The sequence below is a fragment of the Streptomyces sp. NPDC059906 genome (assembly GCF_042730645.1).
GTDB classification, from domain to species: Bacteria; Actinomycetota; Actinomycetes; order Streptomycetales; family Streptomycetaceae; genus Streptomyces; species Streptomyces rubrogriseus.
In genome coordinates this window covers 1-15,530 of the sequence record NZ_JBHWKU010000020.1, presented here as the reverse complement: position 1 = coordinate 15,530, position 15,530 = coordinate 1, and the positions used below count along the sequence as shown (strand labels likewise).

At 69.7% G+C, this 15,530-nt stretch carries 11 protein-coding genes; 1 reads left to right on the top strand and 10 read right to left on the bottom strand.

The window, feature by feature from the left end:
• Positions 1-113 precede the first annotated feature (113 nt).
• The 10 genes from ACFV9J_RS26845 to ACFV9J_RS26800 all read right to left on the bottom strand — a co-directional run bounded on the left by ACFV9J_RS26845 (position 114) and on the right by ACFV9J_RS26800 (position 14,347).
• The gene (locus ACFV9J_RS26845) at positions 114-2,054 is read right to left on the bottom strand and encodes a TIGR03960 family B12-binding radical SAM protein (RefSeq protein ID WP_385357978.1); all 1,941 of its coding nucleotides are present in this window, start codon (positions 2,052-2,054) and stop codon (positions 114-116) included.
• 135 nt (positions 2,055-2,189) lie between these two features.
• On the bottom strand, positions 2,190-3,386 hold the full coding sequence (rodA, locus tag ACFV9J_RS26840) for a rod shape-determining protein RodA (protein WP_385357976.1): 1,197 nt from the start codon (positions 3,384-3,386) through the stop codon (positions 2,190-2,192).
• Positions 3,383-5,707 (bottom strand): penicillin-binding protein 2, encoded by a 2,325-nt coding sequence (gene mrdA, locus ACFV9J_RS26835; protein ID WP_385357974.1) that lies wholly within the window; start codon positions 5,705-5,707, stop codon positions 3,383-3,385. Before mrdA ends, rodA begins: the two co-directional genes overlap by 4 nt.
• A 49-nt stretch (positions 5,708-5,756) precedes the next feature.
• The gene (mreD, locus tag ACFV9J_RS26830; protein ID WP_385357971.1) at positions 5,757-6,428 is read right to left on the bottom strand and encodes a rod shape-determining protein MreD; all 672 of its coding nucleotides are present in this window, start codon (positions 6,426-6,428) and stop codon (positions 5,757-5,759) included.
• 13 nt (positions 6,429-6,441) lie between these two features.
• Positions 6,442-7,449, bottom strand: a complete 1,008-nt coding sequence (mreC, locus tag ACFV9J_RS26825) for a rod shape-determining protein MreC (protein ID WP_385357969.1) — start codon at positions 7,447-7,449, stop codon at positions 6,442-6,444.
• A gap of 182 nt (positions 7,450-7,631) precedes the next feature.
• The gene (locus tag ACFV9J_RS26820; RefSeq protein ID WP_007449816.1) at positions 7,632-8,651 is read right to left on the bottom strand and encodes a rod shape-determining protein; all 1,020 of its coding nucleotides are present in this window, start codon (positions 8,649-8,651) and stop codon (positions 7,632-7,634) included.
• A gap of 319 nt (positions 8,652-8,970) precedes the next feature.
• Positions 8,971-9,384, bottom strand: a complete 414-nt coding sequence (ndk, locus tag ACFV9J_RS26815) for a nucleoside-diphosphate kinase (RefSeq protein WP_385357967.1) — start codon at positions 9,382-9,384, stop codon at positions 8,971-8,973.
• Positions 9,385-9,601: 217 nt separating this feature from the next.
• Positions 9,602-9,937: a DUF4233 domain-containing protein gene (locus ACFV9J_RS26810; RefSeq protein WP_385357964.1), complete on the bottom strand. Its 336-nt coding sequence runs from the start codon at positions 9,935-9,937 to the stop codon at positions 9,602-9,604.
• Between the two features lie 6 nt (positions 9,938-9,943).
• On the bottom strand, positions 9,944-11,476 hold the full coding sequence (locus tag ACFV9J_RS26805) for a bifunctional folylpolyglutamate synthase/dihydrofolate synthase (protein WP_385357962.1): 1,533 nt from the start codon (positions 11,474-11,476) through the stop codon (positions 9,944-9,946).
• Between the two features lie 246 nt (positions 11,477-11,722).
• Positions 11,723-14,347 (bottom strand): valine--tRNA ligase, encoded by a 2,625-nt coding sequence (locus ACFV9J_RS26800; RefSeq protein ID WP_385357960.1) that lies wholly within the window; start codon positions 14,345-14,347, stop codon positions 11,723-11,725.
• 138 nt (positions 14,348-14,485) lie between these two features.
• Between ACFV9J_RS26800 and ACFV9J_RS26795 the strand changes: the two genes are divergently transcribed.
• Entirely contained in the window at positions 14,486-15,475 is a 990-nt protein-coding gene (locus tag ACFV9J_RS26795) for a hypothetical protein (protein WP_385357957.1), read from the top strand.
• The last annotated feature ends 55 nt before the right edge of the window (positions 15,476-15,530 follow it).

Below are 15,530 nucleotides of genomic sequence, written 5' to 3'. Positions count from 1 at the left end.
GAAGAACCCCGTACCCGCACCCCTCCACCATCCAAGACGACGCTTCACGATCTCGTCCACGGGTTCGAAGCAAGGCAAACTGACCGTATGTCACGAACAACTCGTGACCTGCGTCACTTCACCGTCAACGGCAGCAGCTTCTTGCCGGTCGGGCCGACCTGGATCTCGGTGTCCATCGCCGGGCAGACGCCGCAGTCGAAGCACGGGGTCCAGCGGCAGTCGTCGACCTCGGTCTCGTCGAGGGCGTCCTGCCAGTCCTCCCAGAGCCACTCCTTGTCGAGACCGGAGTCCAGGTGGTCCCAGGGCAGGACCTCCTCGTAGCCGCGCTCGCGGGTGGTGTACCAGTCGACGTCGACGCCGGTGGGCTCCAGGGCCTCGTCGGCGCAGGCCATCCAGCGGTCGTAGGAGAAGTGCTCGCGCCAGCCGTCGAAGCGGCCGCCGTCGTCGTAGACGGCGCGGATGACGGCGCCCAGGCGGCGGTCGCCGCGGGAGAGGAGGCCCTCGACGATGCCGGGCTTGCCGTCGTGGTAGCGGAAGCCGATGGAGCGGCCGTACTTCTTGTCGCCGCGGATCTTGTCGCGGAGCTTGGCCAGGCGCTCGTCCGTCTCCTGCGCCGAGAGCTGCGGGGCCCACTGGAAGGGGGTGTGGGGCTTGGGGACGAAGCCGCCGATCGAGACCGTGCAGCGGATGTCGCCGGAGCCGGAGACCTCGCGGCCCTTGGCGATGACGCGGGTGGCCATGTCGGCGATCTGGAGGACGTCGTCGTCGGTCTCGGTGGGCAGGCCGCACATGAAGTACAGCTTCACCTGGCGCCAGCCGTTGCCGTAGGCCGTGGCGACGGTCCGGATGAGGTCGTCCTCGGAGACCATCTTGTTGATGACCTTGCGGATGCGCTCGGAGCCGCCCTCGGGGGCGAAGGTGAGGCCGGAGCGGCGGCCGTTGCGGGTCAGCTCGTTGGCCAGGTCGATGTTGAAGGCGTCGACGCGGGTGGAGGGGAGGGACAGGCCGATCTTGTCCTCCTCGTACCGGTCGGCGAGGCCCTTGGCGACGTCGGCGATCTCCGTGTGGTCGGCGGAGGAGAGGGAGAGCAGGCCGACCTCCTCGAAGCCGGTCGCCTTGAGGCCCTTGTCGACCATCTCGCCGATGCCGGTGATGGAGCGCTCGCGCACCGGGCGGGTGATCATGCCGGCCTGGCAGAAGCGGCAGCCGCGGGTGCAGCCGCGGAAGATCTCGACCGACATGCGCTCGTGGACGGTCTCGGCGAGCGGGACGAGGGGCTGCTTGGGGTAGGGCCACTCGTCGAGGTCCATGACGGTGTGCTTGCTGACCCGCCACGGGACGCCGGAGCGGTTGGGGACGACGCGGGCGATGCGGCCGTCGGGGAGGTACTCGACGTCGTAGAAGGCGGGGACGTAGACGCCGCCGGTCTTGGACAGGCGGAGGAGGAGTTCCTCGCGGCCGCCGGGGCGGCCCTCCGCCTTCCAGGCGCGGATGATCGCGGTGACCTCCAGGACGGCCTGCTCGCCGTCGCCGATGACCGCGCAGTCGATGAAGTCCGCGATCGGCTCGGGGTTGAAGGCCGCGTGGCCGCCGGCCAGGACGATCGGGTCGTCGATGCCGCGGTCCGCCGACTCCAGGGGGATGCCCGCCAGATCGAGCGCGGTGAGCATGTTGGTGTAGCCCAGCTCCGTGGAGAAGGAGAGGCCGAAGACGTCGAAGGCGCCGACCGGGCGGTGGCTGTCGACGGTGAACTGCGGGACGGAGTGTTCCCGCATCAGCTCCTCGAGGTCCGGCCACACGCTGTAGGTGCGCTCGGCGAGGACGCCCTGCTGTTCGTTGAGCACCTCGTAGAGGATCATGACGCCCTGGTTGGGCAGGCCGACCTCGTAGGCGTCGGGGTACATCAGGGCCCAGCGGACGTCGCAGGATTCCCATTCCTTGACCGTGGAGTTCAGCTCTCCGCCGACGTACTGGATCGGCTTCTGCACATGCGGGAGCAGGGCTTCGAGCTGCGGAAACACAGAAGGCACAGACTCGGCGGCTTCGGCAGGCATCTCACGGGACCTTTGTGTGCTGACAAGGGGGACCATCCAGCCTAACCCGGCCGGACCGGTCCCCCTTACCGCTCGCCCCGGGCGCGGTACCGCTCCCGCCCCGGGTGCCGTACCGCTCCCGCCCCGGGCGCTTGACTACGCCGACATCGGTCGCTGCACGGTGATCGACTGGAGCAGGCCGACCGCTATCCAGACGGCGAACATGGAGGAGCCGCCGTAGGAGACGAAGGGCAGGGGCAGGCCGGTGACCGGCATGATGCCGAGGGTCATGCCGACGTTCTCGAAGGTCTGGAAGGCGAACCACGCGACGATCCCGGCGGCGACCACCGTGCCGTACAGGTCGGGGGTGCTGCGGGCGATGCGGCAGGCGCGCCAGAGGACCACGCCGAGCAGGGCGATGATGAGTCCGGCGCCGAGGAAGCCCAGTTCCTCGCCGGCGACGGTGAAGACGAAGTCGGTCTGCTGCTCGGGGACGAAGCGGCCGGTGGTCTGGGAGCCCTCGAAGAGGCCGGAGCCGGTGAGTCCGCCGGAGCCGATGGCGATGCGGGCCTGGTTGGTGTTGTAGCCGACGCCCGCGGGGTCGAGGGCGGGGTTGGCGAAGGCGGCGAAGCGGGCGATCTGGTAGTCGTCCAGGATGCCGAGCTGCCAGACGGCGAGCGCGCCCGCGGTGCCGGCGCCGAGCAGGCCGAAGATCCAGCGGTTGCTGGCGCCGGAGGCGAGCAGGATGCCGAGCACGATGATGACCATGACCATGACCGACCCGAGGTCGGGCATGAGCATCACGATGAGCATCGGCACGGTGGCCAGGCCGAGGGCCTGGAGCACGGTGCGGTGGTCGGGGTGGGGCCGGTCCCCGGCGTCGACGCGGGCGGCCAGCAGCATCGCCATGCCCAGGATGATCGTGATCTTCACGAACTCCGAGGGCTGCAGGGAGAAGCCGCCGGGGAGCTTGATCCAGGAGTGGGCGCCGTTGATGGTCGAGCCGAGCGGGGTGAGCACCAGCAGGATCAGGGCCACGGACGCGCCGTAGAGGAGCGGCACGGCGGTGCGCAGGGCGCGGTGGCCGAGCCAGACGGTGGCGACCATCAGGGCGAGGCCGATGCCGGTGTTCAGCAGGTGCCGGGTGAGGAAGTAGTACTGGTCGCCCTGGTTGAGCTCGGTGCGGTTGCGGGTCGCCGAGTAGACGAGCACCGAGCCCATCAGGGACAGGGCGACCGCGGCCAGCAGTATCGGCCAGTCGAGCCGCCGGGCCATCGAGTCCCGGGCGAAGAGGCGGCTCCAGCCGCCCCTGTCGGGGCCGTAGCCGGAGACGTGGAAGCTGTCGCCGGTCATGCGCGTGCCCTCCGGCTTCTTCCGTTGCCGCCGCGCCGGGTGCCCCGCCGGGTGCCGTGCCGGGTGCCGTGCCCGGTGCCGCCTCGCCGTCGGTGGCGGCGGGTGTCGCGGTTCTCCCCGTTCTGGTTGGGGGTGGTGGCCGGCTGGGTCCCTTCCTCGACGGGGGCGTACTCCTCGTCCGGGGAGGCCTTCTCGTCGGGCTGGAGTTCCTTGACGACGTCCTTCGGCATCTTCGGCGACAGGATCGTGCCGTCCGTCTTGATCTTCGGGAGGCTCGCCTGCGGCTTGGGCAGCAGTGCCTTCTTCGGGTCGATGTCGCCGTCGTCGGAGACGCCGTACAGCGCGTCGTAGATGTTGCGGACGGCAGGTCCCGAGGCGCCGGAGCCGGTGCCGCCCTGGGAGATCGTCATGACGATCGAGTAGTCCTTGGTGTACGTCGCGAACCAGGACGTGGTCTGCTTGCCGTAGACCTCGGCGGTACCGGTCTTGGCGTGCATCGGGATCTTGTCCTGCGGCCAGCCGACCTGGGCGAACCGCCAGGCGGCGGTGCCGCGGCTGGCGACGCCGGCGAGGGCCTCGTCCATCTTGGCCAGCGTGGTCTTGCTTATGGGCAGCTTGCCGTGGGCCGTGGGCTCGATCTCGCGGACGGTCTTGCCGTCGGGGCTGACTACGGCCTTGCCGATGCTCGGGTCGTAGAGGGTGCCGCCGTTGGAGATGGCCGCGTAGATGGTGGCCATCTGGATGGGGGTGACGAGGGTGTCGCCCTGGCCGATGGAGTAGTTGATGGAGTCACCGGCGCGCATCTTGTTGCCGCTGTGGCAGTTCTCGTACGCGATCTTCTCGACGTAGGAGCCGTCCTTCTTGCCGGACTTGCACCAGGCGTCCTTGTTGGCCTCCCAGTAGTCCTGCTTCCACTGGCGGTCGGGGACGCGGCCGGAGACCTCGTTGGGGAGGTCGATGCCGGTCTTGTCGCCGAGGCCGAACTGGTGGGCGGCCTTGTAGAAGTAGTCGTTGGGGTCCTTGGGGTTCATCCCGCCGTCCTTCTTCCACTCCTGGTGGGCCAGGCGGTAGAAGACGGTGTCGCAGGAGAGCTCCAGGGCGCGGCCGAGGCTGATCGGGCCGTAGCTGGCCGACTCGAAGTTCTTGAAGACCTGGCCGCCGACGTTGTAGGCGCTGGAGCAGTCGTACCTGCCGTCGAACTCGTAGCCGGCCTCGACCGCGGCGGCCGAGGAGACCACCTTGAAGATGGAGCCGGGGGCCGCCTGGCCCTGGGTGGCGCGGTTGAGCAGCGGGTAGTTGGACTCCTTGCCGGTGAGCTGCTTGTAGTCCTTGGCGGAGATGCCGCCGACCCAGGCATTGGGGTCGTAGTCGGGGTTGGAGGCCATGGCGACGACGCGGCCGGTCTTGGCCTCCATCACCACGACCGCGCCCGCGTCGGCCTCGTAGAGCCGGTTGGTGTTGCGGTCCATCTGTTTGCGGGCGACCTTCATCGCCTCGTTCAGCTCGTACTCGGCGACCCGCTGGACGCGGGCGTCGATGCTGGTGACGAGGTTGGAGCCGGGGGTGCCCGGGTCGGACTCGGCCTCGCCGATGACGCGGCCGAGGTTGTCGACCTCGTAGCGGGTGACGCCGGCCTTGCCGCGCAGCGCCTTGTCGTACTGGCGTTCCAGGCCGGAGCGGCCGACCTGGTCGGAGCGCAGGTAGGGCGAGTCGGTGTCCTCGGCCTTCTGCAGCTCCTCGTCGGTGACCGGCGAGAGGTAGCCGAGGACCTGGGCGGTGTTGGACTTGCCGGGGGCGGCGTAGCGGCGTACGGCCATGGGTTCGGCGGTGATGCCGGGGAAGTCCTCGGCGCGCTCGCGGATCTGCAGGGCCTGCTTGACGGTGGCCTCGTCGGTGACGGGGATCGGCTGGTAGGGCGAGCCGTTCCAGCAGGGCTGCGGGGTCTCGGCGTCGCAGAGGCGGACCTTGTCGATGACGTCCTGGGGCTTCATGCCGAGGACGCCGGCGAGCTTGGTGAGGACGGCCTTGCCGTCGTCCTTCATCTTCAGCAGGTCGGTGCGGGAGGCGGAGACGACGAGGCGGGTCTCGTTGTCGGCGAGTGCGACGCCGCGGGCGTCCAGGATCGAGCCGCGGGTGGCGGGCTGGACGACCTGCTGGACGTGGTTTCCGGAGGCCTCCGCCGCGTACTCGTCGCCCTGGCGGATCTGGAGGTACCAGAGGCGGCCGCCGAGGGTGGCGAGGAGGGAGAGGACGAGGATCTGGATGACGACGAGCCGGGTCTGGACGCGGGTGCTGCGGCCGGTCTCGGGGATATTGGTCACTGCTGGTGCCTCCCCCTGAAGAAGTAGGTACTGGTGTGCTGCCGCGTCGTCACAGCCGCTTGACCCCCTTGATGCGTCCGGCGCGGGCCACGCGGGCGCGGGCCGTCTTCACCCGCAGCGCGTTGCGCTGTCTGCCGATACGCAGGCCGGTGCCCGAGGAGAGCCAGCCGGAGGAGATGTCGGGGCTCTGGGCGGCGGAGTTGGTGTCGGCCAGCGGGTCGTGTTCGGCGCGGCGGGCGAGCGCCATGATGCCGGGGACGACGAAGGGCGCGAGCAGCAGGTCGTACAGGGCGGCCGTGAACAGCAGGCTGGGCAGGCCGACGTGGCGGGCGGCGGTGTCGCCGACGAGGGCGCCGACGCCCGCGTAGAGCAGGGTGGTGCCGATGGCGGCGGCGACCACCACGACCATGGGGCCGGTGGCCGAGCGGAGCCGTCCGTTGTCCGGTTTGGCGAGTCCGGCGAGGTAGCCGATGACGCAGAGCACGAGGGCGTAGCGGCCGGCGGCGTGGTCGGCGGGCGGGGCGAGGTCGGCGAGGAGTCCGGCGCCGAAGCCGACGAGGGCGCCGCCGACGTGGCCGTAGACCAGGGCGAGACCGAGGACGGTGAGCAGCAGCAGGTCGGGGACGGCGCCGGGCAGGTGGAGGCGGGCGAGGACGCTCACCTGGATCACCAGGGCGACGACGACCAGGGCGACGGACAGCAGGATCCGGTTGACGCGCATGGGGTGAAGGCTCCTACGGCTCGGGCTGCTCGTTCTGCTGCTCTGTCTGGTCGTTCTGGCCGGTCGCGTCGTCCTGGCCGGCCTCGTCGTTCTGGGCCTGGCCCTCCGGGTCGGCCCCGGGGGTGACGGTGACCGTCACGGTCGGCGTGGGCTTCGGCTGCTTCTTCTCCGGGAGCACCGTGTCGCGCGGGTCCTTCTCCGGGGCCTGGACGACGACGCCGACGATGTCGAGCTTGGTGAAGCTGACGAACGGCGTGACGTCGAGGATGCGGGTCAGGTCGCCGCCGTTGGGGTCGACGCGGGTGATGGTGCCGACGGGCACGCCCGGCACGAAGGGCTTGTCGGCCTGGGAGCCGAAGGTGACGAGGCGGTCGCCCTTCTTGACGTCGGCCTTGCCGTTGAGGAGTTCGACGCGCAGGGGGCGGCTGCCCTGGCCGGAGGCGAAGCCGAGTTCGTCGCCGGACTCCATCCGGGTGCCGACGGTGAAGTCCGGGTCGTTGGCGAGCAGCACGGTGGCGGTGTTGGGGCCGACGGTGGTCACGCGTCCGACGAGGCCGTCGCCGTTGAGGACGGTCATGTCGCGCTTGACGCCGTCGTTGGCGCCGACGTCGATGGTGATGGTCCAGGAGAAGCCCTGGGCCGCTCCTATGGCGATGACCTGGGCACCCTTGATGCCGTACTGCCCGGCCCCGGCGAGCCCGAGCATCTTGTCGAACTGCTTCAGCCGGCTGCGGCCGCGCTCGTCGCTGCCGAGCTTCGCCTTCAGGGCCGCGTTCTCCGTCTCCAGCCGCGCGAGCCGGTCGTGCCGGTCGCCGGAGTCTCGGATCGCGGAGACCGCGTTGCCGACCGGGTCGACCGCGGACGAGACCCCGTTCTCGATCGGACCGAAGACGTTGGCCGCGGCCTGCCGGGCACCGTCGACCGGGGAGTCCTCCCCACCGCGGATGTCCACCGTGATCAGTGCGAACGCGATGGCGATCAGCAGCACCAGGAGCAGCCGGCTCTCTTTCGTGTCCCTCACGTGCGGCGGCCGTGCCTTCCTCGTCGAAATTCGGGAATCTCGGAATGTACGTGGCGGTGTTCAGGAATTGAGCTGATTCGGTACGTCGGGCGCTTCACGCGCATCCGGTACCGCAACCCTCTATATCAACGATCCGCCGCACGAGAGGAGATCGTCTCGTACGGCGGAACCGAAGTGTTACGTCATCTGCGGGGCGAGGCGTCCAGCACCTGCTGGAGCGCCTCGAACTCCTCGACGCACTTGCCGCTGCCGAGCGCCACGCTGTCCAGCGGGTCCTCGGCGATGTGGATCGGCATCCCGGTCTCCCGGCGCAGCCGTTCGTCGAGCCCGCGCAGCAGCGCGCCGCCGCCGGTCAGGACGATGCCCCGGTCCATGATGTCGCCGGACAGCTCCGGCGGACACTTGTCGAGGGTGGTCTTGACGGCGTCGACGATCGCGTTGACCGGCTCCTCGATCGCCTTGCGCACTTCGGCGGCGGAGATCACGACGGTCTTGGGCAGCCCGGAGACGAGGTCCCGGCCGCGGATTTCGGTGTGCTCGTCGGAGTCGAGGTCGTACGCCGAACCGATCGTGATCTTGATCTGTTCGGCCGTGCGCTCACCCAGCAGAAGGCTGTACTCCTTCTTCACGTGCTGGATGATCGCGTTGTCCAGCTCGTCACCCGCGACGCGGATGGACTGGGCCGTGACGATGCCGCCGAGCGAGATGACCGCGACCTCCGTGGTGCCGCCGCCGATGTCCACCACCATGTTGCCCGTGGCCTCGTGGACCGGCAGGCCGGAGCCGATGGCCGCGGCCATGGGCTCCTCGATGATGTGCACCTGTCGGGCGCCGGCCTGGGACGACGCCTCGATGACGGCGCGGCGCTCGACGCCGGTGATGCCCGAGGGCACACAGACGACGACCCGCGGCCGAGCCAGATACCGCCGCTTGTGGATCTTCAGGATGAAGTAGCGGAGCATCCGCTCGGTGATCTCGAAGTCGGCGATGACGCCGTCCTTCAGCGGGCGCACGGCAACGATGTTGCCGGGCGTGCGCCCGATCATCTTCTTCGCTTCGGCGCCGACCGCGAGGATGCCACCGGTGTTGGTGTTGATCGCGACGACGGACGGCTCGTTGAGTACGATCCCGCGACCCCTGACGTACACCAGCGTGTTGGCGGTCCCGAGGTCGACAGCCATGTCACGGCCGATGAACGACATTGAGTTCCCCATCAGGATTCGACTGGCCTTCCCAGGAGCTTTTGAGGGCTTTTCAGGTAGGCGAAGTGGGTGCAGTGACGCGTGGAGGCTTCTATCGTAGACGCGCTTTCGCGAACACTGCGCGAGGGTCTTCGCCATTGTCAGCAGATGGCGCACCGCCTCGCTTGTGGAGACGGGCCAACGGTGGGATCCGTTCCCCCGATCAGGCGCGCATATGCCACAGGGCGGTCGCTTTTACGCGACCGCCCCGGCTCCGCCCGGTCCATTCGACTGACGTGGCGTCAGAAAAAAGGCGCTCCCGGCGTGTCCCGAAGAAGGATCAGACCCGGCCCGGGAAGAAGATCTTCAGCTCGCGCTCGGCGGACTCCTCGGAGTCGGAGGCGTGGATCAGGTTCTCGCGGACGATCACACCGTAGTCCCCGCGGATGGAGCCCGGGGCGGCGGCGATCGGGTCGGTCGGGCCGGCCAGCGCGCGCACGCCCTCGATGACCCGCTCGCCCTCGACGACCATGGCCACGACCGGCCCGGACGCCATGAACTCGACCAGCGGCTCGTAGAACGGCCGGCCGACGTGTTCGGCGTAGTGCTGCTCAAGGAGGGCACGGTCCAGGGCCCGCTGCTCCAACGCGGTGATCTGCCAGCCGGCCTTGCGCTCGATACGGCTGATGATCTCGCCGACCAGCGAGCGGCGGACGGCGTCCGGCTTCAGGAGGACGAGAGTGCGCTGGGTCATGATGTGCGGCTCCTTGCAGGCCAGAGAGTCGAATGGCCTGAGGCTACCGGGTCGGTCAGTGCGGCTGGCACCCGGACCGCTCCCAAAATCCCCGCTGTGTGCGGGGAGCAGGACGCGCAGTACCGCGAGCACAAAGGTAAGCCGGGAACATCCCCGCGTGTGCGGGGAAGGTCCGGGTGCCTCAATCAGTAAAGCACCCGGCGCCTACAGTGGCCTGCTACGCCTGCTGAGCTGCGAACCGCGCCTTCGCCTCGTCGATCTTCCGCCCGTAGTGCACGGAGGCCCACCACAGGGCGGCGAAGATCGCGCCGAGGAAGAACATGGTCGGCACCACGAAGCCGGCGGCGATCAGCGCGATCTGCAGCGCCCAGCCGAGGGCGATCCCGCCGGGCCGGGTGATGACCCCGCACAGCAGCACGCTGAGGACCATCGCGATGCCGCTGACCGTCCACACCGTCCCCATGGACAGGTCCGGGTCCTTCATGGCGACCAGTCCGGCGAAGCCGATCACGAAGAACTCGCCGATCAGCGTCGAAGCACAGAGCGTACGCACGGTTTCTCAGCCCCTCCTCAGGAGCAGTCGGGCCTCGCCGACGGTGATGACGGAACCGGTGACGAGCACACCGCCGCCCGCGAACTCGCCCTCCTCCTCGGCCAGCGTGATCGCGGCCTCCAGGGCGTCCGGCAGCCGCGGCTCGACCTGGACGCGGTCGTCGCCGAAGACCTCGACGGCGACCGCGGCCAGCTCGTCGGCGTCCATCGCGCGATGGCTGGAGTTCTGGGTGACGACGACCTCGGCGAAGACCGGCTCGAAGGCTTCCAGCAGCCCCCGTACGTTCTTGTCGGCGCTGGCGCCGACGACCCCGATGAGGCGGCTGAACTGGAAGGCCTCCCCCACCGCCTCGGCGGTGACCCGGGCGCCGGCCGGGTTGTGCGCGGCGTCGAGCACCACGGTCGGTGAGCGCCGCACCACCTCCATCCGCCCCGGCGAGGCGACGGAGGCGAAGGCCTTGCGCACGGTGTCGACGTCCAGCGGCTCGGGGCGCTGCGCGCCGACGCCGAAGAACGCCTCGACGGCGGCCAGCGCGACAGCCGCGTTGTGCGCCTGGTGGGCGCCGTGCAGCGGCAGGTAGACCTCGGTGTACTCGCCGCCGAGTCCGCGCAGGGTGACCAGCTGTCCGCCGACGGCGACCTCGCGGGCGACGACGCCGAACTCCAGCCCCTCGCGGGCCACGGTGGCGTTGACGTCCACGGCCTTCTTCAGCATCACCTGCGCCGCGTCCACCGGCTGCTGGGCCAGGATCACGGTCGCGTCCTGCTTGATGATCCCGGACTTCTCGACCGCGATCTCGCCGGGCGTCTCACCGAGCCGGTCGGTGTGGTCCAGGTCGATGGGGGTGACGACGGCGACGTCCCCGTCGATGACGTTGGTGGCGTCCCAGGAGCCGCCCATCCCGACCTCGACGACGGCCACGTCCACGGGTGCGTCGGCGAAGGCGGCGTACGCCATGCCGGTCAGCACCTCGAAGAACGACAGCCGGTACTCCTGCTGCCCGTCGACCATCTCGACGTACGGCTTGACGTCCTCGTACGTCTCGACGAACCGCTCGGCGGAGATCGGCGCCCCGTCCAGGCTGATCCGCTCGGTGATCGACTGCACGTGCGGCGAGGTGTACCGCCCGGTGCGCAGCTCGAAGGCGCCTAGCAGGGCCTCGATCATGCGGGCGGTGGAGGTCTTGCCGTTGGTCCCGGTGATGTGGATGGAGGGGTACGAGCGCTGCGGCTCGCCCAGTACGTCCATCAGCGCGGCGATCCTGGTGACGGACGGCTCCAGCTTGGTCTCGCCCCAGCGGGACGCCAGCTCCGTCTCGACGGCGCGCAGTGCCGCGTCGACCTCGGGGTCCTCGGGGCGCCCGGGGACGTCGGCCTCCGGGGGGCCGCCCTGGGTGCGCAGGGTGCGGCTGCCGGCCTCGATGACGGCGAGGTCGGGGTCGCGGGTGGTCTCCGCCGCGATGATCTCGTCGAAGTCGTGGGTGGGGTCGGAGGGGTCGGAGGGGTCGGGCTGGTCGTTCTCGCCGGGGTTGTCGCTCACGGGGACAGTCTACGTACCCGCCTAGCCGCGGGCAGTCGTGCCGCTGGGGCGGCACGGGTGGGCGCGGCGGCACCCCGTAGCGCCGGGCTGCGCGACCCCCTGCGGGGCGCCGACGGAGTGGGGTGGCTTGGGTCTCGCGGCGAGTGCAGCGGCGTCGTGGCTGGTCGCGCAGTTCCCCGCGCCCCTAGGTAACGAAGGTCCCCGGCGCAGAATGCTCCGGGGACCTTCATCGACGTGCAACGGCGCCTACGCCTCCGGCAGCTTGTCCAGCTGGGCGGTGATGCGGGTGATGTCCTCGTCCGCCTTGGTCAGGCGGCCGCGGATCTTGTCCACCACGTGGTCCGGCGCCTTGGCGAGGAACGCCTCGTTGCCGAGCTTGGCGTTCGCCTGGGCCTTCTCCTTCTCGGCGGCGGCGAGGTCCTTCGCCAGCCGCTTGCGCTCCGCGGCGAAGTCGATGACACCGGAGAGGTCGAGGGCGACCTCGACCCCCGCGACCGGCAGCGTCGCCGTCGCGGCGAAACCGTCGCCCTCCGGCTGGAGCCGCAGCAGCTGCCGGACGGCCGCCTCGTGGGCCGCGAGCGCGCTGCCCGCGAGGGTGAGCCGGGCCGGGACCCGCTGACCGGGCTGGAGCCCCTGGTCGGCACGGAAGCGGCGGACCTCGGTGATGACGGACTGGACGGTCTCGATCTCCCGCTCGGCGTCGGCGTCCCGGAAGCCGGAGTCGGACGGCCACTCGGCGATGACGACCGACTCGCCACCCGTGAGCGTCGTCCACAGCGTCTCGGTGACGAAGGGGACGACCGGGTGGAGGAGACGCAGCGTCACGTCCAGGACCTCGCCGAGGACCCGCTTGGAGACCTCGGCCGCCTCGCCGCCCGCCTGGAAGGTGGTCTTGGACAGCTCGACGTACCAGTCGAAGACCTCGTCCCAGGCGAAGTGGAACAGCGCGTCCGAGAGCTTCGCGAACTGGTAGTCCTCGTAGTACGCGTCGACCTCGGCGACGACCGAGTTGAGCCGGGAGAGGATCCAGCGGTCCGTGGACGACATCCGCGAGGCGTCCGGCAGCGGGCCCTCGACCGTCGCGCCGTTCATCAGCGCGAAGCGGGTGGCGTTCCAGATCTTGTTGGCGAAGTTCCGGGAGCCCTGGACCCAGTCCTCGCCGATCGGGACGTCGACGCCCGGGTTGGCGCCGCGCGCGAGAGTGAAGCGCAGGGCGTCGGAGCCGTACTTGTCCATCCAGTCCAGCGGGTTCACCACGTTCCCGAAGGACTTGGACATCTTCTTGCCGTTCTGGTCACGGACCATGCCGTGCAGGGCGATGGTGTGGAACGGCGGGGTGCCGTCCATCGCGTAGAGGCCGAACATCATCATCCGGGCGACCCAGAAGAAGAGGATGTCGTAGCCGGTGACCAGGACGGAGTTCGGGTAGAACTTCGCGAGCGACTCGGTCTGCTCGGGCCAGCCGAGCGTGGAGAACGGCCACAGGCCGGAGGAGAACCAGGTGTCCAGGACGTCGGAGTCCTGGTACCAGCCCTCGCCGGTCGGCGGTTCCTCGTCCGGGCCGACGCAGACGACCTCACCGTTCGGCCCGTACCAGACGGGGATGCGATGGCCCCACCACAGCTGGCGCGAGATGCACCAGTCGTGGAGGTTGTCGACCCAGTCGAAGTACCGCTTCTCCATCTCCTGCGGGTGGATCTTGACCTTGCCGTCGCGGACCGCGTCGCCGGCGGCCTTCGCCAGCGGGCCGACCTTGACCCACCACTGCATGGACAGGCGCGGCTCGATGGTGGTCTTGCAGCGCGAGCAGTGGCCGACGCTGTGGACGTAGGGCCGCTTCTCGGCGACGATCCGGCCCTCGGCGCGCAGCGCGGCGACGATGGCGGAGCGGGCCTCCAGGCGGTCCTGGCCCTGGAAGGGGCCGTGGGCGGTGATGACGGCGTGCTCGTCCATCACGGCGATGGAGGGCAGGCCGTGCCGCTGGCCGATCTCGAAGTCGTTCGGGTCGTGTGCGGGCGTCACCTTGACGGCGCCGGTGCCGAACTCGGGGTCGACGTGCTCGTCGGCGACGACCGGGATGGAGCGGTCGGTCAGCGGCAGCCTGATGAGCTTGCCGACCAGGTGCTTGTAGCGCTCGTCCTCGGGGTGGACGGCGACGGCGGTGTCGCCGAGCATCGTCTCCGCGCGGGTGGTGGCGACGACGATGGTCTCGTCGCCCTCCCCGTACTTCATGGAGACCAGCTCGCCGTCGTCGTCCTGGTACTCGACCTCGATGTCGGAGATCGCGGTCAGGCAGCGCGGGCACCAGTTGATGATGCGCTCGGCGCGGTAGATCAGCTCGTCGTCGTAGAGCCGCTTGAAAATGGTCTGGACGGCCTGGGAGAGGCCCTCGTCCATCGTGAAGCGCTCGCGCGACCAGGCGACCGCGTCGCCGAGGCGGCGCATCTGGCCGGAAATCTGCCCTCCGGACTCGCTCTTCCACTGCCAGACGCGCTCGACGAAGGCCTCCCGGCCGAGGTCGTGCCGGGACTTGCCCTCCTTGCCCAGCTCCCGCTCGACGACGTTCTGGGTGGCGATGCCGGCGTGGTCCATGCCGGGCTGCCACAGCGTCTCGAAGCCCTGCATGCGCTTGCGGCGGGTCAGGGCGTCGATGAGCGTGTGCTCGAAGGCGTGCCCGAGGTGCAGACTGCCCGTGACGTTCGGCGGCGGGATGACGACGGTGTACGGCGGCTTGTCGCTCTTGGCGTCGGCCTCGAAGTAACCCCGTTCTACCCAGCGCTCGTACAGCTGCCCCTCTACCTCGGCCGGCGTGTACTGGGTCGGCAGTTCGGTGCTGGGTGCGGGCTGCGGCTGCTGAGAGTTCTCGGTCACGGGGGTCAGTTTACGGGCGTCACGGCACTGTCCCGAAACGCGTTTCTTCTGTAACGGTGCGGCCCCCGGTGACCTGCGCACGCCGGCTCTGAGTCAGGATGTCAGAACCACGTAAAGCATCCGAGGGGGAACCCAGCAATGAGCCACAACCAGCCGGGCCCGTACGGCGGGCAGCCCCAGCAGCCCGGACCGTACGGCCAGCCGGGCCCGTACGGTCAGCAGCCGCCGCAGGCTCCCCAGCCCGGCTACGGCTACCCCCAGCAGACGCCTCCCCCGCAGCAGCCGGGCTACGGCTACCCGCAACAGCCCCAGCAGGGCGGCGTCCCGCCGCAGGCTCCCCCCTACGGCCAGCAGCCCCCGTACGGCCAGCAGCCGCCCTACGGTCAGCAGCCGTACGGCATGCCCCAGCCGCCGGCTCCGGGCGGTGGCGGCAAGAAGAAGGCCGGTCTGATCATCGGCGCGGTCGCCGTCGTGGCGGCGATCGGCGTGGGGGCCTACTTCGTGATCGGCGGGGGCGGTGGCGCGGGCGGCCTGGAGGACGACGGCGCGCACAAGCTGACGACGCCCGCGAAGGCGCTCGGCGAGTACACGAAGGTCCAGGGCCAGGAGAGCGGTGACTCCGACACCGCGAAGGACATGGAGAAGAGCGGCGTCAAGGAAGGCACCGCCGTGATCGGGCAGTGGTCGACCGCCGACCTCAGCGGCTACGACCCCCAGGACCCGTCCACGCTGCCCGACAAGTCGGAGCTGCTGACCGCCAAGGGCTTCACGATGGTGGGCGGTTACGGCAAGATCGACGACCCCCAGGCGACCCTGGACAAGTTCTTCGCCAACATCCAGAAGGAAGTCAAGGACAGCTCCACCAGCGACACCGGCGGCATGCAGAACGCCGAGCTGGTCGGCGAGCCCGAGGAGGTCGAGATCGACGGCACGGTCGCCAAGTGCCAGTCGACCAAGGCCACCAACGCGCTCACCAAGAAGGAGTCGACCGACTGGTTCTGCGCCTGGGCCGACTACAGCACGATCGCCATGGTCTCCCCGGGCGACAACGCCGGTACCGGGGTCGGCAAGGAGAAGGCGATCGACATCACGTCGAAGCTGCGCGACGAGGTCCGCGTCAAGTCCTGACGCGCGCGTCCACGCGTCCAACGGCAACGCGGGAGGGGCCCGGTCGGAATCGACC